We start from the raw sequence: 20,845 nt of genomic DNA, 5'->3' as shown, positions 1-20,845 counted from the left end.
CTTTCGGTCACCGATTACGCATGCCTTTCGTGAGGCCGGGGCAGGCGGACGCGGTCCCCGAGCGTGGCAGCTGTGTGACGCAGGGGCATGGATCAGGAACGGAAGGCAACACCGATCATGGCGAACGGAACGGCACGACAGGCCCAGGCGACCATCCACGCGGGGGGCGAGTGGCTGGCGGCGGTCTCGGGTGCGACACGCGAGATCCTGGACCCCGCGGACGCCCGGCCGTTCGCCGTGGTCGCCGAGGGCGACGAGAAGGATGCGGACAGGGCCGTAGCGGCGGCCCGGGAGGCTTTCGACCAGGGGCCCTGGCCCGCCACCCCCGTGGCCGAGCGCGCCGCGCTGCTGCGCCGCGTCGCCGACCTGCTCGTGCGCGACCGCGAGGCGCTCGGCCTGCTGGAGAGCCGGGACGCGGGCAAGACCGTGGAAGAGGGGCGCATCGACATCGACTGCGTCGCCGACGCCTTCCGCTACTTCGCCGACCTGGTCGCCGCCGAGGCGCCCGGCCGGGTCGTGGACGCCGGCTCCAGCGACATCCACAGCGTCGTCGTGCACGAGCCCGTCGGCGTCTGCGCGCTCATCACGCCCTGGAACTACCCGCTGCTCCAGGCCAGTTGGAAGATCGCCCCGGCGCTCGCGGCCGGCAACACCTTCGTGCTCAAGCCCAGCGAGATCACCCCGATGACCACCATCGCGCTGATCGAGCTGCTGGCCGAGGCCGGGCTGCCCGACGGCGTGGCCAACCTCGTCACCGGCCCCGGCCACACCGTCGGCGCCCGGTTCGCCGAGCATCCCGACGTCGACCTGGTCTCCTTCACCGGTGGCCTGGTCAGCGGTGTCAAGGTCGCCCAGGCCGCCGCGCCCACCGTGAAGAAGGTCGCGCTCGAACTCGGCGGCAAGAACCCCAACGTCGTCTTCGCCGACGCCTGTGCCACGGACGAGGGCTTCGACACCGCCGTCGACCAGGCGCTCAACGCCGCCTTCATCCACAGCGGCCAGGTCTGCTCGGCCGGCGCCCGGCTCATCGTCGAGGAGTCGGTCCGGGACCGCTTCGTCACCGAACTCGCCCGCCGCGCCCAGAAGATCAGGCTCGGGCGCGGCACCGCCGACGGCGTCGAGTGCGGCCCGCTCGTCTCCGCGCAGCAGCGCGAGAAGGTGGAGGGCTACGTCGCCTCCGCGCTCGCCGAGGGCGCGGTGCTGCGCTGCGGCGGCAAGCGGCCGGAACCGAGCGAGGTCCGCCCGGAGTCCGGGTACTTCTACGAGCCCACGATCCTCGACGCCTGCCACCGCGACATGAAGGTCGTCCGGGAGGAGGTCTTCGGACCCGTCCTCACCGTCGAGACGTTCCGCACCGAGGACGAGGCCGTCCGGCTCGCCAACGACACCGAGTACGGCCTCGCGGGCGCCGTCTGGACCACCGACGCGGGCCGGGCCCGCCGGGTCGCGGGGCGGCTGCGCCACGGCACGGTCTGGATCAACGACTTCCACCCCTACCTCCCGCAGGCGGAGTGGGGCGGCTTCGGCAAGAGCGGCACCGGCCGCGAGCTGGGTCCCGCCGGGCTCGCCGAGTACCGCGAGGCCAAGCACGTCTACCAGAACCTCGCGCCCCGGCCGGTGCGCTGGTTCGCCGGCTGAGCCCCTCAACGTCCCACGCAGCACGTCCTTTCGGAGTACCCCCATGTCCCACACCCCCTCCCACCTCTACGACTACGTCGTCATCGGCGGCGGCACGGCCGGCTCGGTCATCGCCTCCCGCCTCACCGAGAACCCCGACGTCACCGTCGCCGTCATCGAGGGCGGCCCCACCGACGCCGACCGCGACGACGTGCTCACCCTGCGCCGCTGGATGGGCCTGCTCGGCGGCGACCTCGACTACGACTACCCGACCGTCGAGCAGCCGCGCGGCAACTCCCACATCCGGCACAGCCGCGCCCGCGTCCTCGGCGGCTGCTCCTCGCACAACACCCTGATCTCCTTCAAGCCGCTGCCGTCCGACTGGGACGAGTGGGAGGAGGCCGGCGCCAAGGGCTGGGGCGCCGTGCCGATGGAGGCGTACTTCGCCCGGCTGAAGAACAACATCGTCTCGGTCGACGAGAAGGACCGCAACGCCATCGCCCGCGACTTCGTCGACGCCGCCCAGGCGGCGCTCGGCGTCCCGCGCGTCGAGGGCTTCAACAAGAAGCCCTTCACCGAGGGCGTCGGCTTCTTCGACCTCGCCTACCACCCCGAGGACAACAAGCGCTCCTCCGCCTCGGTGGCGTACCTGCACCCGGTGATGGACGAGCGGCCCAATCTCCACCTCTTCCTGGAGACCTGGGCGTACCGGCTGGAGCTGGACGGCACCCGCGCCGACGGCGTGCACGTGCGCACCAAGGACGGCGAGGAACTGCTGATACGCGCCCGGAGCGAGGTCGTGCTGTGCGCCGGCGCCGTCGACTCCCCGCGCCTGCTGATGCACTCGGGCATCGGACCCCGGGGGGACCTGGAGGCCCTCGGCATCCCGGTCGTCCACGATCTGCCGGGCGTCGGCGAGAACCTGCTCGACCACCCCGAGTCGGTCATCGTCTGGGAGACCCACGGTCCGATCCCGGAGAACTCCGCGATGGACTCCGACGCGGGCCTGTTCGTGCGCCGCGATCCCGGACACGCGGGCCCCGACCTGATGTTCCACTTCTACCAGATCCCGTTCACGGACAACCCGGAGCGACTGGGCTACCAGCGGCCGGAGTTCGGTGTATCGATGACCCCGAACATCCCCAAGCCGAAGTCCCGCGGCCGGCTGTATCTGACCAGCGCCGACCCCGAGGTCAAGCCCGCGCTGGACTTCCGGTACTTCACCGACGCGGACGACTACGACGGCCGGACCCTGGTCGACGGCATCCGCATCGCCCGCGAGATCGCGAAGTCCGAGCCGCTGGCCGGCTGGCTCAAGCGCGAGGTGGCCCCCGGCCCGGAGGTCACCGGTGACGAGGAGCTGAGCGAGTACGCCCGCACGGTCGCGCACACCGTCTACCATCCGGCCGGCACCTGCAAGATGGGCGCCGTCGACGACGAACTCGCCGTGGTGGACCCGGAGTTGAAGATCCGCGGCATGCGGGGCATCCGGATCGCCGACGCGTCCGTCTTCCCGGCGATGACCGCCGTGAACCCGATGATCGGGGTGCTGATGGTCGGGGAGAAGGCCGTCGATCTGATCGGGGACAAGGCCGTCGAGCGGGGCGGTGATGCCCGATGAGCGCCACCGTCCCCACACGCGAGGCGGCCACCGCCGCCGACGCGCCCGTCTTCTCCGTCTCCGGCCTGTGGAAGGTCTTCGGTCCGAAGGCCGAACGCGTCCCCGCCGACGCCGAGCTCACCGCCCTGGACCCCGCGGGCCTGCGCGCCCGCACCGGCTGCACGGCCGCCGTCCGGGACGTCTCCTTCGACGTCCGCAAGGGCGAGGTCTTCGTCGTCATGGGCCTGTCCGGCTCCGGCAAGTCCACCCTGGTGCGCTGTCTGACCCGGCTCATCGAGCCGACCGCCGGCACGATCGCCATCGACGGCGAAGACGTCCGCGCCATGGACAAGACCCGGCTGCGCGAACTGCGCCGGCACCGCGCCGCCATGGTCTTCCAGCACTTCGGCCTGCTCCCGCACCGCACCGTCCTCGACAACGTCGCCTACGGCCTGGAGATCCAGGGCATCGGCAAGGCCGAGCGCCGCGCCCGCGCCGCCGAGGTCGTCAAGAAGGTCGGCCTGGAGGGCATGGAGCAGCGCCGACCCAGCCAGCTCTCCGGCGGTCAGCGCCAACGCGTGGGCCTGGCGCGGGCGTTGGCGGTCGATCCCGAGGTGCTGCTCTTCGACGAGCCGTTCAGCGCCCTCGACCCGCTCATCCGCCGCGACATGCAGGACGAGGTGGCCCGGCTGCACCGCGAGGAGGGCCGCACGATGGTCTTCATCACCCACGACCTCGCCGAGGCCCTCAAGCTCGGCGACCGGATCGCCCTGATGCGCGACGGCAAGGTCGTCCAGCTGGGCACCCCGGAGGAGATCGTCGGCTCCCCGGCCGACGACTACGTCCGCGAGTTCGTCCGCGACGTGCCGCGCGAGCAGGTCATGACGGTCTGCACCGCCATGCGCCCGGCCTCCTCCGACGAGGACGGCGGCCCGGCCGTACGCCCCGACGCCACCGTCGCCGAGGCCATCGAGGCCGTCGCCCGGGCGGGCGCCCCGGCCCGTGTGATGGACGAGGGCACGTGCCTGGGCGTCGTCGACCACGAGCGTCTGCTGGACGTGGTCGCCGGCGTCACGGACCTGCCGAGCAGCACCCCGGAGGCCGTCTGATGGCAGCGCTCACCGTGTCGGCCGCCCGCGGCGCCACACCCAAGATCCTCAAGAGCCGGGCCGTGGGCAAGCTCCTGCTGCTCGCCCTCCTCACCGCGGTCCTGCTGCCCGTCCTCGGCCGCTGGGGCAACGGCGCCTGGCCGCACGAGCTGACCGTCAGCCTGACGGGGCCGCTCACGTCGGCCAGCAACTGGGTCATCGACAACCGGGACAGCCACCCCCTGTTCCTCTACTTCTTCGGCTACATCAGCAACGCCGTCGTCCTCTCCGTCCGCGCCGTCTACCTCACCCTGCTCGCCCTGGGCTGGGCCGGCGCCACGGTCCTCGGCGCGCTGGTCGCCTGGCGCGTCGCCGGGGTCCGGCTCGCGGCCGGCACGGCCGCCGCCTTCCTGGCGTGCGGCGCGCTCGGCATGTGGGTGCCGACCATGCAGACCCTCGCGCTGATGGTCGCGGCCGTGCTCGCGTCCGTGCTGGTGGGCGTGCTGCTCGGCCTCGCCGCCGGGCTCTCCGACCGCCTCGACCGCGCCCTGCGCCCGGTCCTGGACACCATGCAGGTGCTCCCGGCCTTCGCCTACCTCCTCCCCGTCGTCCTGGTCTTCGGCATCGGCGTCCCCGCGGCCGTCCTCGCCACCGTCGTCTACGCCGCCCCGCCGATGGCCCGCCTCACCTCGCTCGGCCTGCGCGGCGCCGACCCCGAAGTCCTGGAGGCCGTGGAGTCACTCGGCGCCACCCGCCGCCAGCGGCTGCTGACCGCCCGGATCCCGCTGGCCCGGGGGGAACTCCTGCTCGGCCTCAACCAGACGATCATGATGGCGCTGTCCATGGCCGTCATCGCCTCGGTCATCGGCGCCGGCGGCCTCGGCGACCGCGTCTACCAGGCCCTCGCCTCCGTCGACGTCGGCCAGGCCCTCGCGGCCGGCATCCCGATCGTGCTGCTCGCGATCGTCCTGGACCGCGTGACCGGAGCGGCCGGTGCCGCGCGGGAACCAGGCGTGCGGACCATCGGCTGGGTGTACGCCCTCGCCGTCACCGCGGCCGTCGCCCTCGCCACCCGTCTGCTGCACGGCCTGAACTGGCCCACCGGCTGGACCCTCGGCATCGCCGCTCCGGTCAACAGCGCCGTCGACTGGATGACCGCCCACCTCTACTCCGGCGTCCCGGTCATCGGCGGTACCGCCGACTGGGCCGGCCACTTCACCACCTGGGTCCTGGACCCGGTCCGCAGCGGCCTGCAGTGGCTGCCCTGGTGGGCCCTGCTGCTGATCGTCGCCGCGCTGGCCTGGCTGATCGGCACCTGGGCCACCGCCGTGACCGCCGTCCTCGCGATGGCCGCGATCGGCGTGCTCGGCGTCTGGGACCCGGCCCTCGACACCCTCTCCCAGGTGCTGGCCGCCGTCGCCGTCACCCTGGTCCTCGGCTTCGCGACCGGCATCGCCGCCGCCCGCAGCGACCGCGTCGAACGCGCCCTGCGCCCGGTCCTGGACGTCTTCCAGACGATGCCGCAGTTCGTGTACCTGATCCCGGTCGTCGCGCTGTTCGGCGTCGGCCGCGCCCCGGCCGTGGCCGCCGCCGTCGTCTACGCCCTCCCGGCCGTCGTCCGCATCACCGCGCAGGGCCTGCGCCAGGTCGACCCGGCCGCGCTGGAGTCGGCGCGCTCGCTCGGCGCGACCGGCCGTCAGCAGCTGTGGCAGGTCCAGCTCCCGCTCGCCCGGCGCTCGTTGCTGCTCGCCGTCAACCAGGGCGTGGTCCTGGTCCTCGCCGTCGTCATCATCGGCGGCCTGGTCGGCGGCGGTGCCCTCGGCTACAACGTCGCCTTCGGCCTCGCCCAGGGCGACCTCGCCACCGGCCTGGTCGCCGGTGCCGCCATCGTCTGCCTGGGCCTGATGCTGGACCGGGTGACCCAGCCCACCGAACGCCGCGCGAGGAAGGGAGCCTGACATGCGCGTACGTACGACCGTCCCGGCCGCCCTCGCCGTCCTGGGGCTCGCCACCGGATGCGGGGCCGCCGACATGACCAAGCAGGCCTCGCCGTTCGCGAACGCCCAGGGCGCGAAGTCCGTGACCCTGTCCGTGCAGTCCTGGGTGGGCGCGCAGTCCAACGTGGCCGTCGCCCAGTACCTGCTGGAGCACGAGCTCGGCTACCGCGTCGACACCGTCCAGGTCGACGAGGTGCCCGCGTGGGACGCGCTCAGCCAGGGCCGCGTCGACGCGATCCTGGAGGACTGGGGCCACCCGGACCAGGAGAAGCGGTACGTCGAGGACAAGAAGACCATCGCCCGCGCCGGCGACCTCGGCGTGACCGGCCACATCGGCTGGTTCGTGCCGACCTACCTGGCCGAGCAGCACCCCGACATCACGGACTGGAAGAACCTGAACAAGTACGCCGGCCTCTTCCGCACCCCGGAGAGCGGCGGCAAGGGCCAGCTGATGGACGGCTCCCCGTCCTACGTCACCAACGACAAGGCCCTGGTCGGCAATCTGAAGCTGAACTACCAGGTGGTCTTCGCCGGTTCCGAGGCGGCGCAGATCACCCAGATGAAGCAGTTCGCCAAGGCGAAGAAGCCCTTCCTGACCTACTGGTACTCGCCCCAGTGGCTGTTCAAGAAGGTCCCGATGACGGAGGTGAAGCTGCCGCCGTACAAGGACGGCTGCGACGCGGACGCGGCGAAGGTCGCCTGCGCGTACCCGCACACCCCGCTGCAGAAGTACCTCAACGCGGACTTCGCCAGGTCGGGCGGCAAGGCGGCGGCCTTCCTGAAGAAGTTCCGGTGGACGACGGAGGACCAGAACGAGGTCTCCCTGATGATCGCCGACCAGAAGATGTCCCCGGCGGACGCGGCGAAGAAGTGGGTGGACAGCCACCCCGGCGTGTGGAAGAAGTGGCTGTCCTGAACCGCCCTACTCCGCCTGCTGTCTCATCAGCTGTTCGGCCATCCCCTGCAGCGCCAGCGCAGCCCAGCGCTGCAGCCCCGGTCCGAACGTGATGCGAGTGGCCCCGAGTTCGCCGAGTCCGGCGAGCGAGGGGCCGCCGCCGTCCAGGTGGCCGTGGACGTTGATCGGGCCCTGGACGGCGGACCGCAGCAGCGGCAGTACATCCTCGGGGGCGCGGATCGGAAAGACGCAGTCCGCGCCCGCCGCCACGTACAACGCGGCCCGCTCGACGGCCCGTTCGGGATCCTTCTCGCCGCGCAGGAAGGTGTCGACGCGGGCGTTGAGGAACAGCCGGTCGCCCGCGGCCGCGCGGAACCCGGCGAGGAACTCCGCCTGCTCGTGCGGGTCCCTGAGGACACCCCCGTCCGAGTCCTCCAGGTTGCAGCCGGCGGCCCCCGCCTCCAGCAGCCGCTCCACGATCTCCCGCGGCGCGAGTCCGTACCCGGCCTCGATGTCCGCCGACACCGGCACGTCCACGGCCCGCGCGATCCGGGCGACCGCGGCGAACATCTCGTCGGCCGGGACGGCCCCGTCCTCGTACCCGAGCGACGCGGCGACACCCGCGCTCGGCGTGGCCAGCGCCGGGAACCCGGCCGCCACGAACACCCGCGCACTGGCCACGTCCCACGGGCCGGGCAGGACCAGCGGATCACCCGGGGCGCGCCCCAGGTGCAGCGCGCGGAACTCCTCGGCCTTGCTGCTCATGGCTGGTAACCCCCTGGCTGGACTCGACGGCTGACCATCAGGCGGTTCCAGCCGTTGATGACGGTGATCAGGCCGATCAGATGGGCGAGTTCGCCTTCGGTGAAGTGTCGCGCGGCCCGCTGGTACACCTCGTCCGACACGCCGCCGGTCAGCAGCGTCACGGCCTCGGTGAGCGCCAGTGCGGCCCGCTCCCGCTCACTGTAGAGCCCCTCGGCCTCCTCCCACGCGTCGAGCAGCTGCACGCGTTCCTCCGACTCCCCGTTCTTCCGGGCCAGTTGGAGGTGCATGTCGAGGCAGAAGGCGCAGTGGTTGAGCTGCGAGGCGCGGATCATGACCAGTTCGGCCAGGGCCGGATCGCCGAGTCCCTTCTTGGCGGTCGCGCTGAGGGCGGACATCGCCCTGCCGACGGCCGGGTCGAGCAGCTGCGTACGGCTCACGCGTGCTGCCCCGGCTGGTAGTGGCCGGGCACCATCCGGGTGCTCACGCCGATCCGGTTCCAGGCGTTGATCACCGTGATCGCGGCGATCAGCTGCGCCAGTTCGGGCTCCTCGAAGTGCTTCGCGGCGTGCTCGTACACCTCGTCCGGCACGAAGCCGTCGGTCAGGACGGTGATCGCCTCGGTCAGCTCGATCGCCGCCAGCTCCTTCGCGGTGTAGAAGTGCTTCGACTCCTCCCACGCGCTGAGCTGCACGATCCGCTCCACGCGCTCACCGGCCGCGAGCGCGTCCTTGGTGTGCATGTCGAGGCAGAACGCGCAGTGGTTGAGCTGCGAGGCGCGGATCTTGACCAGCTCGTACAGCGTGGGGTCCAGCCCGCGCCGGGCGGCGGCGTCCAGCCGGACCATCGCCTTGTAGACCTCGGGCGCGTGCGCGGCGAACTGCATCCGGGGCGTGTGCTCGGGGACGTACCCGTCCTGCTTCTCGGTGCTGATGTCAGTGCTCATGTCCGTACTCATGTCATCGACCCTACGAACGAGGCAGCCCAGGAGTATGGTCCATTTCCATGGCGAAACCTTGGGCCACTCTGGGCGTCGACCTCCACCTCGAACCGACCGGCGCGGGCGGGCTGCGCCGGGGTCTGACCGACGCCCTGCGCGACGCCGTCCGCACCGGCCGCCTCGCCCCCGGCACCCGGCTGCCGTCCTCCCGCAGCCTCGCCACCGACCTCGGCATCGCCCGCAACACCGTCGCCGAGGCCTACACCGACCTGGTCGCCGAGGGCTGGCTCACCGCCCGCCAGGGCTCCGGCACACGGGTGGCCGAACGGGCCGCCGTCACCCCGGCGGACCCGGCGCGGAGCAGGGCGGCGGCCCCACGGCCCAGGGCACCGGCCCGCCCGGCGTACAGCCTGCTGCCCGGCAGCCCCGACCTGGCCGCCTTCCCGCGTGCCGCATGGCTCAAGGCCGCCCGCCGCGCCCTGGCCACCGCCCCGCACGACGCCCTCGGCTACGGCGACCCGCGCGGCCGCCCCGAACTGCGCACCGCCCTCGCCGGCTACCTCGCCCGCGTCCGCGGCGTCCGCACCGACCCGGAGACCCTCCTCATCACCTCGGGCTTCGCCCACGCCCTGCGGATCATCGGCCCCGTCCTCGCCGCGCGCGGGGTGCGCGCGGTGGCGGTGGAGTCGTACGGCCTGGACGTGTACCGGCGCCTGCTCCAGCAGGCGGGTCTCGCGACGCCCCCGCTCCCGTACGACGCACTCGGCACGGACCCCCGGGTGCCGGGCGAGGCCGGTGCGGTCCTGCTCACCCCCGCCCACCAGTTCCCGATGGGCCTGCCGCTGCACCCCGACCGGCGGGCCGCCGTCGTGGACCGGGCACGGCGCACCGGCGGGCTGATCCTGGAGGACGACTACGACGGCGAGTTCCGCTACGACCGCCAGCCCGTCGGCGCCCTCCAGGGCCTGGACCCCGACCACGTGGTCTACTTCGGCACCGCCAGCAAGTCCCTCGCCCCCGGCCTGCGACTGGGCTGGATGGCACTGCCGCCCGCCCTGGCCCGGGAGGCGATCGCGGCCAAGGGCAGCCAGGACACCGTGGGGGTGCTGGAGCAGCTCACCCTCGCCGAGTTCATCACCTCCGGCGCCTACGACCGGCACGTCCGCTCCGCCCGCCAGCGCTACCGGCGCCGCCGCGACGCCCTGGCCGAGGCGGTCGCCGCCCGCGCCCCCGAGGTCACGGTCACGGGCATCGCCGCCGGCCTGCACGCCCTCCTGCGCCTGCCGCCCGGCCTGGAGGAGTCGGTGGTCCAGGCCGCCGCCTGGCAGGGCCTGGCCCTCCAGGGCCTGGCCTTCCACCGGCACCCGGAGGCGGCCACCGAGCCGCTGGACGCGCTGGTGGTGGGGTACGCGACCCCGACGGACAGCGCGTGGACGGGCGCACTGGAGGCCCTGTGCCGGGTGTTGCCGTAGGAACCGAGCGTCGCCGGTACGTCGACCGGAGCAGGCTTGAAGATGCCGTTTTCCACGAATCGGACCACGGTCGCCCCCCCGCTCCTCGTCCTTGAACGCGCCACCCGCTCAGGCGGGCTGCTCCTCCGCGGGCGCCTCCCCGAAGCGCGCCAGCGCCATCGCGCCCGCCACGGCCACGGCGAACCCAAGCACCGCCAGCCAGGTCAGCCCCTCGCGGGTACGGTCGCCCAGCCAGACGACGCCGACCGCCGCCGGTCCGAGCGTCTCGCCGATCACCATGCCGGCCGTGGCCGTGGTCACCGCACCGCGGGTCAGGGCGGAGGTCAGCAGCATGAACGCGGCGCCGCTGCCGATGATCAGCGCGTACGTCGCCGGGTTGGTGAGCAGCTGGGCCGGCCGCAGCGAGTCGATCAGGCGCACCGACACCTCCACCACCCCGAACCCGAACCCGGCGCCCAGCCCGAGAACCAGCGACCGGCTCCGCCCGGTCAGCCGCCCGCCCGCCAGCGCGAGCAGCAGCATGCCGACGGCCACCGCGAGCATCACGTACCGCAGGGTGTCCGACCCGTCCTGCCTGCCCTCCGGCCCGGACGCCAGCGCCAGCATGGCGAGCCCGGCGCACACCACGGCCACCGCGCCCCACTCCGTGCCGTTCAGCCGTACCCGCAGCAGGCGCGCCGCCACCACGGCCGTCACCGCCAGGCTCGACGCGAGGGCGGCGCTGACGGCGTAGATCGGCAGGGACCGCAGCGCCACGATCTGGAACAGGAAGCCGAGCCCGTCCAGCGACAGCCCGGCGATGTACTTCCACTGTCTGAGCGCGCGCAGCAGCAGCGCGGCCTCACCGCCCTCGCCCGTACCGGCCGTCCGCGCGGCCACCGCCTGCAACACCGTCGCGGTACCGAAACAGACCGCCGCGCCCAAGGCGCACACCATTCCAAACAACACAAAGGGACTCTAGGTGAGTGGTAAAGCCGCAGGCCGCCTGTACGGCGGTTCTCACCGATCTCTCGTCTGATCCGAACGTCCTACGAACCAAAGTCCGATACCGGAGGGGGGAGACACCACGATGGAGAACACGCGCCGCCGGCTGCGGTCCGGCACCGTCGTCCTCGGCGGCATGGGCCTGCTGCCCGCCTACCTGGACGGCCCGCGCGAGCCGGCCACGACCGCGGGCTACGTCGCCAAGCCCCTGCTCGGCCGCGAGGGCGAGGGCGTCACCGTGCACCGGCCGGGCGCCGCGCCGGTCCCGCGCGACGAACCCTGCTGCTACCAGCGGCTCGCCCCGCTGCCCGCCTTCGACGGCAACCACGTCGTGCTCGGCGCCTGGGTCGTCCAGGGCCAACCGGCGGGCCTCGGCATCCGCGAGTCCTCGGGCCTGATCACGGACGAGTACGCCCGCTTCGTGCCGCACGTGATCCTCTAGGACACGCCGAGAACCGCCCGTACCTGCTCCAGCCCCCAGTCCAGATCCGCCTCGGAGACGACCAGCGGCGGCGAGAGCCGGATCGTCGCGCCGTGGGTCTCCTTCACCAGCACCCCGCGCCCCATCAGCCGCTCCGCGACCTGCCGCCCGCTGCCGACGTGCGGGGCGACGTCCACCCCGGCCCACAGCCCCCGCCCCCGCACCGCCGTCACCGCGCCGGTGGCCGGCAGCTGTGCCAGCGCCCGGTGCAGCCGCGCGCCCAGCTCGGCCGCCCGCGCCTGGAACTCGCCGGTGCGCAGCATCGCGATCACCTCCAGCGCCACCGCGCACGCCAGCGGATTCCCGCCGAACGTCGACCCGTGCTCGCCCGGCCGGAACACCCCGAGCACCTCCGCGCTCGACACCACCGCCGACACCGGCAGGATCCCGCCGCCCAGCGCCTTGCCCAGCACGTACATGTCCGGCACGACCCCCTCGTGCTCGCACGCGAAGGTCCGCCCCGTCCGCCCGAGCCCCGACTGGATCTCGTCGGCGACGAACAGCACGTTCCGCTCGCGGGCCAGCTCCCGCACCGCCGCCAGATAACCGGCCGGCGGCACGATCACCCCGGACTCGCCCTGGATCGGCTCCAGCAGCACCGCGACGGTGTTCTCCGTCAGCGCCGCCCGCATGGCGGTCAGATCGCCGTACGGCACGATCTGGAAGCCCGGCGTGTACGGCCCGAAGTCCGCGCGGGCCTCCGGGTCGGTCGAGAAGCTGATCACCGTCGTCGTACGCCCGTGGAAGTTGCCGCCCGCGACCACGATCTTCGCCATCTCGGCCGGCACGCCCTTGACCTTGTACCCCCACTTCCGGGCCGTCTTGACCGCGCTCTCCACCGCCTCCGCGCCGGTGTTCACGGGCAGCACCATCTCCATCCCGCACAGCTCGGCCAGCTCGGTGCAGAACGCGGCGAACCGGTCGTGCAGAAACGCGCGCGACGTCAGCGTCACCCGCCCCAGCTGCGCCGTCGCCGCCTCGATCAGCCGCCGGTTGCCGTGCCCGAAGTTCAGCGCGGAGTACCCGGCCAGCAGGTCCAGATACCGGCGGCCCGCCACATCCGTCACCCACGCCCCCTCGGCCGTGGCCACGACGACGGGCAGCGGATCGTAGGTGGGCGCGCAGTGCCTTTCTGCGGCGGCGATGAGATCTTCGGCGGTGGTCATGGTCGCTCCCGGTGCGGCGGTGCCCCCTTCGATGCCCTCACCCCATCCTCGCTCGCATGGTGGACGCGCGGCCTGTCGTGCGCGGCACGCCCGGTAGGCTGATCAGCGGGCCGTGACTGGCGCGCTGGGATGGGACCGACCATCAGGGAGCGGCCCTGCGGGACAGTGGGGTCCCGCGGGAAAACAGTGCCGTGCGCCTGGGCCGAACGTGAACGCTGTACGCACACCGTCCGGAGGTCCCCGATGCCTGAGCAGCAGCCCCTCTCCACCGAGTCCACCGCCTTCCGCGCCGCCCTCGACGTGATCCGCGCCGTCGAGCCGCGCGTCGCCGACGCCATCGGCCAGGAGGTGCACGACCAGCGCGAGATGCTCAAGCTGATCGCCTCCGAGAACTACGCCTCGCCGGCCACGCTCCTGGCGATGGGCAACTGGTTCAGCGACAAGTACGCCGAGGGCACGATCGGCCGCCGCTTCTACGCCGGCTGCCGCAACGTCGACACGGTCGAGTCCCTCGCCGCCGAGCACGCGAAGGCGCTCTTCGGCGCCCGGCACGCCTACGTCCAGCCGCACTCCGGCATCGACGCCAACCTCGTCGCCTTCTGGGCCGTACTCGCCGACCGCGTCGAGGTCCCCTTCCTGGAGAAGGCGGGCGCCCGCCAGGTCAACGACCTCAGCGAGGCCGACTGGGCCGAGCTGCGCCAGGCCTTCGGCAACCAGCGCATGCTCGGCATGTCCCTGGACGCGGGCGGCCACCTCACCCACGGCTTCCGCCCGAACATCTCCGGCAAGATGTTCGACCAGCGCTCCTACGGCACCGACCCGGCGACCGGCCTGATCGACTACGAGGCGCTGCGCGCCCAGGCCCGTGAGTTCAAGCCGCTGATCATCGTCGCGGGCTACTCGGCGTACCCCCGTCTGGTGAACTTCCGGATCATGCGCGAGATCGCCGACGAGGTCGGCGCGACGCTGATGGTCGACATGGCGCACTTCGCCGGTCTGGTCGCCGGCAAGGTCCTGACCGGCGACTTCGACCCGGTCCCGCACGCCCAGATCGTCACCACGACCACCCACAAGTCGCTGCGCGGCCCGCGCGGCGGCATGGTCCTGTGCGACGACTCCCTCAAGGACCAGGTCGACCGCGGCTGCCCCATGGTCCTCGGCGGCCCGCTCCCGCACGTCATGGCCGCGAAGGCCGTCGCCCTGGCCGAGGCCCGGCAGCCCGCCTTCCAGGACTACGCCCGGCGCATCGTCGACAACTCCCGCGCCCTGGCCGAGGGCCTGACGCGCCGCGGCGCGACGCTCGTGACCGGCGGCACGGACAACCACCTGAACCTCATCGACGTGGCCACGTCGTACGGCCTCACCGGCCGCCAGGCCGAGTCGGCCCTCCTCGACTCCGGCATCGTCACCAACCGCAACGCCATCCCGGCCGACCCGAACGGTGCCTGGTACACCTCCGGCATCCGCATCGGCACCCCGGCGCTCACCACCCGCGGCCTGGGCACGGCGGAGATGGACGAGGTCGCGGGCCTGATCGACCGCGTCCTCGCGACGACGCAGCCGGGCACCACGAAGTCGGGCACGCCGAGCAAGGCCTCCCACGTCCTGGACGCGAAGGTGGCCGAGGAGATCGCCCAGCGGGCGACGGACCTGGTGGCGGGCTTCCCGCTGTACCCCGAGGTCGACCTGGGCTGAACCCGCCGCGGAGCGCGGGGTCGCGCGCGTGCCGTCGCCACTGTCCACACCTGAGAGAATGATGAACATGGCCTCTGCTGACCGACCCCGCGTGCTCTCCGGCATCCAGCCCACCGCCGGCTCGTTCCACCTCGGCAACTACCTCGGCGCCGTCCGCCAGTGGGTCGCGCTCCAGGAGTCCCACGACGCCTTCTACATGGTCGTCGACCTGCACGCGATCACGGTCCCGCAGGACCCGGCCGAGCTGCGCGCCAACACCCGGCTCGCCGCCGCCCAGCTGCTCGCCGCGGGGCTGGACCCGGACCGCTGCACCCTCTTCGTGCAGAGCCATGTCCCCGAGCACGCCCAGCTCGCCTGGATCATGAACTGCCTCACCGGCTTCGGCGAGGCCAGCCGCATGACCCAGTTCAAGGACAAGTCCGCCAAGCAGGGCGCGGACCGGGCGAGCGTCGGCCTGTTCACGTACCCGGTCCTCCAGGTCGCCGACATCCTGCTCTACCAGGCCAACGAGGTGCCGGTCGGTGAGGACCAGCGCCAGCACATCGAGCTGACCCGGGACCTGGCCGAGCGCTTCAACGGCCGCTTCGGCGAGACCTTCGTGATCCCGTCGCCGTACATCCTCAAGGAGACGGCGAAGATCTACGACCTCCAGGACCCGACGATCAAGATGAGCAAGTCGGCGTCCACGCCGAAGGGCCTCATCAACCTCCTCGACGAGCCGAAGACCACCGCCAAGAAGGTCAAGAGCGCCGTCACCGACACCGACACCGTGATCCGCTACGACGCGGAGCACAAGCCCGGCGTGTCGAACCTCCTCACCATCTACTCCACGCTCACCGGCAGGACCGTCGCCGAGCTGGAGCGGGAGTACGAGGGCAAGATGTACGGCGCCCTGAAGACCGACCTCGCCGAGGTGATGGTCGAGTTCGTGACGCCGTTCAAGGAGCGCACCCAGCAGTACCTGGACGACTCCGAGACGCTCGACTCGATCCTGGCCAAGGGCGCGGAGAAGGCGCGCGCCGTCGCCGCCGAGACGCTCGCGCAGGCGTACGACCGCGTGGGATTCCTGCCGGCGAAGCACTGAGCCGGCTGCCGCACCGGGCAGAGCGCTGCACATCACTTCCCTCGCGCCTGCCCACAGGACACCCGTGGCCGTACAGTCAATAGCCACGGGCGGGGAAGAACGCGGTAAGGAACGCAGGGCGCGGACGACAGGAGACGACGTGGGGACCGTAACGATCGGCGTGTCGATCGCGGTCCCGGAGCCTCACGGCAGCCTGCTTCAGAAGCGGCGCGCGGGCTTCGGCGACGCCGCGGCTCACAGCATTCCGACGCATGTCACGCTGCTGCCGCCGACCGAGGTCGACGCGGCGGACCTGCCGGCCGTCGAGGCGCACCTCACCGAGGTCGCCGCGGCCGGCCGGCCCTTCCCGATGAAGCTGTCGGGCACGGACACCTTCCGCCCGCTCTCGCCCGTCGTCTACGTCCGGGTCGTCCAGGGCGCCGAGGAGTGCGCCCGGCTCCAGCAGCGGGTGCGGGACGCCTCCGGGCCGGTGCCGCGCGAGCTCCAGTTCCCGTACCACCCGCACGTCACCGTCGCGCACGGCATCTGCGACGCCGCCCTGGACCGCGCCTTCGCGGAGCTGTCCGGCTTCGCGGCCGACTGGCCGTGCACCGGCTTCGCCCTCCACGAACAGGGTCTCGACGGCGTCTGGCGCAAGCTGCGGGAGTACACGTTCGGGGGCTCCGTGGTCCCGCCCCAGGCCGGCGGCGCCGACGTGGAGCGGTGCGCTAGGCCGGGAGTCGCCTGAACAGCGCCCTCGGCGTGTGCCGCAGCGCGGCCATCACCACCCTGAGCACGCCCGGCACCCACACGGTCTCCGCGCGGCGCCGCAGGCCCAGCTCGATCGCCGCGGCGATGGCCTCCGGGGTGGTGGCGAACGGGGTCTCCGGCCGATCGACGGACCCGGGGCGTACGACCATGACGTGCACGCCGGTGCCGTGCAGGGCGTCGCCGAGGCCCTGGGCGAAGGCGTCGAGGCCCGCCTTGCTGGAGCCGTAGATGAAGTCCGCGCGGCGGGCCCGCTCACCGGCGACGGAGGACAGCACGACCAGCGAGCCGTGGCCCTGCGCCTGGAGGGCGCCCGCGGCGACCAGGCCGGCCGAGACCGCCCCGGTGTAGTTGGTCTGGGCGACCCGCACGGCCCGCGCCGGCGCGCGCTCGTCCTCGGCCTGGTCGCCGAGGATGCCGAAGGCCAGCAGCACCAGGTCGATGTCGCCCTCGGCGAAGACCTTGCCGAGCGCGGTCTCGTGGGAGTCGGGGTCGAGGGCGTCGAAGTCGGCCGTACGGACGTCCGCGCCGAGCCCGCGCAGGCTCTCGGCGGCCTCCTCCAGCGCGGGGGAGGGGCGCCCGGCCAGCCACACCGTGCGGGTGCGCCGGGCGATCAGCCGGCGCGCGGTGGCCAGCGCGATCTCCGACGTGCCGCCGAGGACGAGCAGGGACTGGGGGAGACCGAAGGCGTCCTTCACGGAAGCTCCTGGGGGGCCTGGAGGGCTAGAGGGCGAGGCGGCGGGCGAGGTCGGAGGCGAAGACGCCGCGGGGGTCCAGCCGGGCGCGCAGGGCGCGGAAGTCGGCGGTGCGCGGATACATGGCGGTGAGCAGGTCGGGGCGGAGCCGGGAGTCCCGGGCGAGTCCGACCCGGCCGCCGGCCGCGGCCACCTCCTCGTCGAGTCCGTCGAGGAGGGCGGCGAGCCCGGTCAGCGCGACCGGCAGGTCCAGCGTCAGCGACCAGCCGGGCACGGCACCGGAGAGCCAGCCGGGACCGCCCGCCCCGAGGCGCTGGAGGACGGCGCGGGCCGAGGGACAGCGGCGGTCGGCGACGCGCCGCACGATGCGGTGCAGTGCCTCCTCCTGGCCATGGCCGAGGGCGAACTGGTAGCACACGCGGCCGAGACGGCCGTAGCAGCGGCCGCCGAGCGAGACGGTGTCCAGCGGGTGGCGGAAGGCGGACAGGTGCCGGAGCCGGCCGGGGTGCGCGCGGGGCGTGGTGGGATACCGGATCCCGGCGGGGACGAGGGAGCCCAACTGGCGGACGGGCGGGAGGAGTTGGAGGGAGCGCGGGGAGAGCGGGTGTCGCCGTGCGCGCGGAACGGCGCCGCGCAGGGCGTCGCGCGGGGCGTGGCCGGCGCGGGTGAGGACCGCCCGTCCGGCGGCCGCACCCCGGGCCGTCAGGTCGATGCGCGCGGCCGCGTAGCCGTGCGGCCGGCCGGTGTCAGGGGCCGTCAGGCGGGCCAGCAGGTCGTCGAGGCCGGCGGCGCGCTCGGTGCCGACGGTCAGGTACGCCGTCTCCACCGGCAGCAGCCGGATCGTCGCGGTCAGGATCACCCCGGTCAGGCCGAGTCCGCCGGCCGTCGCCCCGAACAGCTCGCTGTCCGGGCGGACCGCGCGCACCTCGCCGTCGGCCGTGAGCAGTTCCAGGGCCACCACATGGCGGCTGAAGGAGCCCGCGGCATCCTGGGCGAAGCCGTGCAGGTCGGCGCCGATCGCCCCGCCGACGGTGACGTGCCGGGCGGCGGGGAAGGCGGGCACCAACCAGCCGAGCGGGAGCAGGAGTTCGGCGAGCCGGTGCAGGCCGAGGCCCGCGTCGCACAGCACGACGCCCTCGGCGGCGTCGACGACATGGACGCGGTCCAGCCCGGTCATGTCGAGGACGGCACCGCCCGCGTTCCGTGCCGCGTCCCCCAGGGCCCGGTCCGGTCCGCCCCGGGCGACGGCGCCCCGCACCCCGCACGCGCGGACGGCGACCGCGGCCTCCTCGTGGGTCCGCGGACGGATGACGGACACCGTGTCTCCTGACATGTCGGGGACCGTATCGCCCCTGTATGGGAGGTTGGTTACGGAACATTCGCGCACTGCACACAACGGGTGATTAGTGGGATGTCATACGAGCGCGTGGGCGGGGGCAGGAGCGGATCATGGACTGGCTGAAGAGACTCCCCGGCATCGGGCCGATCGTCACCCGCCTGATGACCACGCACGCGTGGCACTGCTACGAGCGGCTGGACCGGGTGAAGTGGTCGCGGCTGGCCGCCGCCATGACGTTCATCAGCTTCGTCGCGCTGTTCCCGCTGCTGACCGTGGCCGCCGCGATCACCGCCGCCACGCTCAGCCCGTCCCGGCAGAAGACCGTCGAGCAGAAGATCGCCCAGCAGTTCCCGGGCGTCGTCTCGGACCAGCTGAACATCACCACGCTCGTGCACAACGCCGGCACCGTCGGTCTCATCGCGGGCGCGGTGCTGCTGCTGACGGGCATCAACTGGGTCGGCCAGATGCGCGGCTGCCTGCGCACGGTGTGGGAGCTGCCGGACAAGGCGGACAACCCGTTCCTCGCCAAGGCCAAGGACGCCGGCATCCTCGTCGGCCTCGGCGGCGCCCTGCTGCTCACCTTCGCCGCGTCCACGCTCGCCTCGGCCACCGTCAGCCTGGTCTCGCGCCAGCTGGGCCTCGCCGAGTACGGCTGGGGCAGCGCGCTGCTGCGGGCGGCCGCCGTCGCCGTCGCCGTCCTCGCCGACTTCCTGATCCTGCTCTACGTCCTGACCCTGCTGCCCGGCGTCGAGCCGCCGCGCCGCCGCCTGGTGGTGGCCGCCCTGCTCGGCGCGATCGGCTTCGAGTTGCTGAAACTCCTGCTCAGCGGCTATATCCAGGGGGTCGCCGCGAAGAGCATGTACGGCGCGTTCGGCGTCCCCGTGGCGCTGCTGCTGTGGATCAACTTCACCGCGAAACTCGTCCTCTTCTGCGCGTCCTGGACGGCGACACAGAACGGCCGGCCCGAGTCGGCCGGGGCCGCCGAGGTCACGGGCGGTTCCGGCGGCGCAGCAGGTCCGGCAGCGGCCAGCGCCGGTTGACCAGGAAGGCCCCGCCCGCGAGCAGCACCAGCACCCCGCCCGTGATGGCCGCGGCGGTGCCGATCCCGGCGCCGGATCCGGCGGCGGCACCCGCGACGGGCTTCGCCCCGGACCCGTGCCCGGCACCGGAGCCGGACGCGCTCGGCCCGGGGCTCGGCACGGCGTTCTTCGGCGGCACCAGCTCGCCCACCGGCTTGACCTTCCCGGCCGCCTGGAAACCCCAGTCGAACAGCTTCGCCGTCTCCTTGTAGACCTCGTTGTGCTCGTGCTTCTCGGGGTTCATCACCGTGACGAGCAGCACCCGCCCGTTCCGCTCGGCGACTCCGGTGAAGGTGGCGCCCGCATGCGTCGTGTTGCCGTTCTTCACGCCCGCGATGCCCTGGTAGACGGGGACGTCGGCGTCCCCGCTGAGCAGCCGGTTGGTGTTCCGGATCTCGCCCGGGCCGAACTTCGCCCGCACCGTCGAGCAGTAGTCCCGGAAGTCCTTCTTCTGGAGCCCGGAGCGGGCGAACAGCGTCAGGTCGTACGCAGACGACACCTGCCCCGGCTCGTCGTAGCCGTCCGGGGTCACCACATGCGTGTCGAGGGCCTGCAGCTCGTCGGCGTGGTTCTGCATGTCCTTGACCGTCTGCTGGACCCCGCCGTTCATCGCGGCCAGCACGTGCACGGCGTCGTTGCCCGAGCGCAGGAACACCCCGAGCCACAGGTCGTGGACGCTGTAGCTGTTGCCCTCCTTTATGCCGACCACGCTGGAGCCCTCGCCCATGCCCGCGAGGTCCGAGGGCGCCACCTTGTGCGTGGTGGTCCTGGGGAAGCGGGGCAGCACGGTGTCGGCGAACAGCATCTTCAGCGTGCTCGCCGGCGGCAGCCGCCAGTGCGCGTTGTGCGCGGCCAGCACGTCGCCCGACTCGGCGTCGGTGACGATCCAGGAACGGGCGGTGATGTCCTTCGGCAGCACGGGCACGCCCGGGGCGAGGTTCACCTGCGTACCGGGCCGGCCGAGCCGGGTGCCGCCGACGACCGACATCCCGGCCTGGGGCGTGGCGGTCGGGCTCGTCGAGGGGGCGGGTGCGGCGAGCGCGGCGGGAACGGCGCCGGCGAGGGACAGCAGCGTGGCGGAGGCGACCAGCAGTGATCGCTGGACGATCTTCTTCGGTGCGGACACGGTCGGAAACCTACCCGTCACGGACGGCGAAGTCCCGCGTACGCCCCCACCCCCGACGGGGAACCGGACCCGGCCCGG

Annotated in this window: 18 protein-coding genes and 1 pseudogene; 11 read left to right on the top strand and 8 right to left on the bottom strand. The window is 72.9% G+C overall.

Annotation, left to right across the window (positions count from 1 at the left end; all coding sequences use genetic code 11):
* The first annotated feature begins 117 nt into the window (after nucleotides 1-117).
* The 5 genes from BIV25_RS00550 to BIV25_RS00530 are packed head-to-tail and all read left to right on the top strand — an operon-like array spanning nucleotide 118 to nucleotide 7,218.
* Nucleotides 118-1,638 carry an aldehyde dehydrogenase family protein gene (locus tag BIV25_RS00550; RefSeq protein ID WP_071370056.1) on the top strand — a complete coding sequence of 507 codons (1,521 nt, stop codon included), beginning with the start codon at nucleotides 118-120 and terminating at the stop codon, nucleotides 1,636-1,638.
* Nucleotides 1,639-1,681: 43 nt separating this feature from the next.
* Nucleotides 1,682-3,238, top strand: coding sequence for a GMC family oxidoreductase (locus BIV25_RS00545; protein ID WP_071370055.1), 1,557 nt, complete (start codon nucleotides 1,682-1,684; stop codon nucleotides 3,236-3,238).
* Nucleotides 3,235-4,326 carry a glycine betaine/L-proline ABC transporter ATP-binding protein gene (locus BIV25_RS00540; protein ID WP_071370054.1) on the top strand — a complete coding sequence of 364 codons (1,092 nt, stop codon included), beginning with the start codon at nucleotides 3,235-3,237 and terminating at the stop codon, nucleotides 4,324-4,326. Before BIV25_RS00545 ends, BIV25_RS00540 begins: the two co-directional genes overlap by 4 nt.
* Nucleotides 4,326-6,263: a proline/glycine betaine ABC transporter permease gene (locus BIV25_RS00535; RefSeq protein WP_107485822.1), complete on the top strand. Its 1,938-nt coding sequence runs from the start codon at nucleotides 4,326-4,328 to the stop codon at nucleotides 6,261-6,263. Before BIV25_RS00540 ends, BIV25_RS00535 begins: the two co-directional genes overlap by 1 nt.
* Nucleotide 6,264: 1 nt before the next feature.
* Nucleotides 6,265-7,218: an ABC transporter substrate-binding protein gene (locus BIV25_RS00530; RefSeq protein ID WP_071370053.1), complete on the top strand. Its 954-nt coding sequence runs from the start codon at nucleotides 6,265-6,267 to the stop codon at nucleotides 7,216-7,218.
* Between the two features lie 6 nt (nucleotides 7,219-7,224).
* Here the strand turns inward: BIV25_RS00530 and BIV25_RS00525 are convergent, their stop codons facing one another.
* The 3 genes from BIV25_RS00525 to BIV25_RS00515 are packed head-to-tail and all read right to left on the bottom strand — an operon-like array spanning nucleotide 7,225 to nucleotide 8,905.
* Complete coding sequence (locus tag BIV25_RS00525) at nucleotides 7,225-7,962, bottom strand: isocitrate lyase/phosphoenolpyruvate mutase family protein (protein WP_071370052.1); 738 nt, start codon at nucleotides 7,960-7,962, stop codon at nucleotides 7,225-7,227.
* On the bottom strand, nucleotides 7,959-8,399 hold the full coding sequence (locus BIV25_RS00520) for a carboxymuconolactone decarboxylase family protein (RefSeq protein ID WP_079176349.1): 441 nt from the start codon (nucleotides 8,397-8,399) through the stop codon (nucleotides 7,959-7,961). The genes BIV25_RS00525 and BIV25_RS00520 overlap by 4 nt, the downstream gene beginning before the upstream one ends.
* Entirely contained in the window at nucleotides 8,396-8,905 is a 510-nt protein-coding gene (locus BIV25_RS00515) for a carboxymuconolactone decarboxylase family protein (protein ID WP_071370051.1), read from the bottom strand. Before BIV25_RS00515 ends, BIV25_RS00520 begins: the two co-directional genes overlap by 4 nt.
* A gap of 59 nt (nucleotides 8,906-8,964) precedes the next feature.
* Here BIV25_RS00515 and BIV25_RS00510 point away from each other — a divergent pair, with 59 nt between their 5' ends.
* Nucleotides 8,965-10,371 carry a PLP-dependent aminotransferase family protein gene (locus BIV25_RS00510; RefSeq protein ID WP_071370050.1) on the top strand — a complete coding sequence of 469 codons (1,407 nt, stop codon included), beginning with the start codon at nucleotides 8,965-8,967 and terminating at the stop codon, nucleotides 10,369-10,371.
* Nucleotides 10,372-10,479: 108 nt separating this feature from the next.
* Here the strand turns inward: BIV25_RS00510 and BIV25_RS00505 are convergent, their stop codons facing one another.
* Complete coding sequence (locus tag BIV25_RS00505) at nucleotides 10,480-11,307, bottom strand: DMT family transporter (protein WP_071370049.1); 828 nt, start codon at nucleotides 11,305-11,307, stop codon at nucleotides 10,480-10,482.
* A 190-nt stretch (nucleotides 11,308-11,497) separates the two neighbouring features.
* Between BIV25_RS00505 and BIV25_RS00500 the strand changes: the two are divergent.
* Nucleotides 11,498-11,797 (top strand): annotated as a pseudogene (locus BIV25_RS00500) (glutathionylspermidine synthase family protein); the annotation flags it as partial.
* Here the strand turns inward: BIV25_RS00500 and rocD are convergent.
* The gene (rocD, locus tag BIV25_RS00495; protein ID WP_071370047.1) at nucleotides 11,794-13,002 is read right to left on the bottom strand and encodes an ornithine--oxo-acid transaminase; all 1,209 of its coding nucleotides are present in this window, start codon (nucleotides 13,000-13,002) and stop codon (nucleotides 11,794-11,796) included. The pseudogene BIV25_RS00500 and the gene rocD sit on opposite strands and share 4 nt — an antisense overlap.
* A 243-nt stretch (nucleotides 13,003-13,245) precedes the next feature.
* Between rocD and BIV25_RS00490 the strand changes: the two genes are divergently transcribed.
* The 3 genes from BIV25_RS00490 to BIV25_RS00480 all read left to right on the top strand — a co-directional run bounded on the left by BIV25_RS00490 (nucleotide 13,246) and on the right by BIV25_RS00480 (nucleotide 16,508).
* Nucleotides 13,246-14,697 carry a glycine hydroxymethyltransferase gene (locus BIV25_RS00490; RefSeq protein ID WP_071370046.1) on the top strand — a complete coding sequence of 484 codons (1,452 nt, stop codon included), beginning with the start codon at nucleotides 13,246-13,248 and terminating at the stop codon, nucleotides 14,695-14,697.
* 58 nt (nucleotides 14,698-14,755) lie between these two features.
* Nucleotides 14,756-15,781 carry a tryptophan--tRNA ligase gene (gene trpS, locus BIV25_RS00485; RefSeq protein ID WP_371272969.1) on the top strand — a complete coding sequence of 342 codons (1,026 nt, stop codon included), beginning with the start codon at nucleotides 14,756-14,758 and terminating at the stop codon, nucleotides 15,779-15,781.
* 139 nt (nucleotides 15,782-15,920) lie between these two features.
* The gene (locus BIV25_RS00480) at nucleotides 15,921-16,508 is read left to right on the top strand and encodes a 2'-5' RNA ligase family protein (protein ID WP_071370045.1); all 588 of its coding nucleotides are present in this window, start codon (nucleotides 15,921-15,923) and stop codon (nucleotides 16,506-16,508) included.
* Here BIV25_RS00480 and BIV25_RS00475 read toward each other — a convergent pair.
* Nucleotides 16,489-17,226, bottom strand: coding sequence for a decaprenylphospho-beta-D-erythro-pentofuranosid-2-ulose 2-reductase (locus BIV25_RS00475; RefSeq protein ID WP_071370044.1), 738 nt, complete (start codon nucleotides 17,224-17,226; stop codon nucleotides 16,489-16,491). The genes BIV25_RS00480 and BIV25_RS00475 overlap by 20 nt on opposite strands.
* A gap of 25 nt (nucleotides 17,227-17,251) precedes the next feature.
* Nucleotides 17,252-18,556, bottom strand: a complete 1,305-nt coding sequence (locus BIV25_RS00470; protein ID WP_071370043.1) for an FAD-binding oxidoreductase — start codon at nucleotides 18,554-18,556, stop codon at nucleotides 17,252-17,254.
* 116 nt (nucleotides 18,557-18,672) lie between these two features.
* Between BIV25_RS00470 and BIV25_RS00465 the strand changes: the two genes are divergently transcribed.
* Nucleotides 18,673-19,602: a YihY/virulence factor BrkB family protein gene (locus BIV25_RS00465; protein ID WP_071370042.1), complete on the top strand. Its 930-nt coding sequence runs from the start codon at nucleotides 18,673-18,675 to the stop codon at nucleotides 19,600-19,602.
* Here the strand turns inward: BIV25_RS00465 and BIV25_RS00460 are convergent.
* Nucleotides 19,550-20,767, bottom strand: a complete 1,218-nt coding sequence (locus BIV25_RS00460; RefSeq protein ID WP_071370041.1) for a D-alanyl-D-alanine carboxypeptidase family protein — start codon at nucleotides 20,765-20,767, stop codon at nucleotides 19,550-19,552. The two genes, BIV25_RS00465 and BIV25_RS00460, sit on opposite strands and share 53 nt — an antisense overlap.
* Between the last annotated feature and the right edge of the window lie 78 nt (nucleotides 20,768-20,845).

The sequence above is a fragment of the Streptomyces sp. MUSC 14 genome, from assembly GCF_001866675.1.
In the GTDB taxonomy this organism is placed as follows: domain Bacteria; phylum Actinomycetota; class Actinomycetes; order Streptomycetales; family Streptomycetaceae; genus Streptomyces.
Note: the sequence above shows the minus strand (reverse complement) of the source record. Positions and strands in the feature narration are given on the sequence as shown.

What these genes read in the sequence shown, in the direction of transcription:
- BIV25_RS00490 (WP_071370046.1), top strand. Translation starts at nt 13,246, where the DNA reads ATGCCTGAGCAGCAGCCCCTCTCCACCGAGTCCACCGCCTTCCGCGCC.
- BIV25_RS00550 (WP_071370056.1), top strand. Translation starts at nt 118, where the DNA reads ATGGCGAACGGAACGGCACGACAGGCCCAGGCGACCATCCACGCGGGG.
- trpS (WP_371272969.1), top strand. Translation starts at nt 14,756, where the DNA reads ATGATGAACATGGCCTCTGCTGACCGACCCCGCGTGCTCTCCGGCATC.
- BIV25_RS00540 (WP_071370054.1), top strand. Translation starts at nt 3,235, where the DNA reads ATGAGCGCCACCGTCCCCACACGCGAGGCGGCCACCGCCGCCGACGCG.
- BIV25_RS00505 (WP_071370049.1), bottom strand. Translation starts at nt 11,307, where the DNA reads ATGGTGTGCGCCTTGGGCGCGGCGGTCTGTTTCGGTACCGCGACGGTG.
- rocD (WP_071370047.1), bottom strand. Translation starts at nt 13,002, where the DNA reads ATGACCACCGCCGAAGATCTCATCGCCGCCGCAGAAAGGCACTGCGCG.
- BIV25_RS00470 (WP_071370043.1), bottom strand. Translation starts at nt 18,556, where the DNA reads ATGTCAGGAGACACGGTGTCCGTCATCCGTCCGCGGACCCACGAGGAG.
- BIV25_RS00465 (WP_071370042.1), top strand. Translation starts at nt 18,673, where the DNA reads ATGGACTGGCTGAAGAGACTCCCCGGCATCGGGCCGATCGTCACCCGC.
- BIV25_RS00525 (WP_071370052.1), bottom strand. Translation starts at nt 7,962, where the DNA reads ATGAGCAGCAAGGCCGAGGAGTTCCGCGCGCTGCACCTGGGGCGCGCC.
- BIV25_RS00515 (WP_071370051.1), bottom strand. Translation starts at nt 8,905, where the DNA reads ATGAGCACTGACATCAGCACCGAGAAGCAGGACGGGTACGTCCCCGAG.
- BIV25_RS00545 (WP_071370055.1), top strand. Translation starts at nt 1,682, where the DNA reads ATGTCCCACACCCCCTCCCACCTCTACGACTACGTCGTCATCGGCGGC.
- BIV25_RS00530 (WP_071370053.1), top strand. Translation starts at nt 6,265, where the DNA reads ATGCGCGTACGTACGACCGTCCCGGCCGCCCTCGCCGTCCTGGGGCTC.
- BIV25_RS00510 (WP_071370050.1), top strand. Translation starts at nt 8,965, where the DNA reads ATGGCGAAACCTTGGGCCACTCTGGGCGTCGACCTCCACCTCGAACCG.
- BIV25_RS00535 (WP_107485822.1), top strand. Translation starts at nt 4,326, where the DNA reads ATGGCAGCGCTCACCGTGTCGGCCGCCCGCGGCGCCACACCCAAGATC.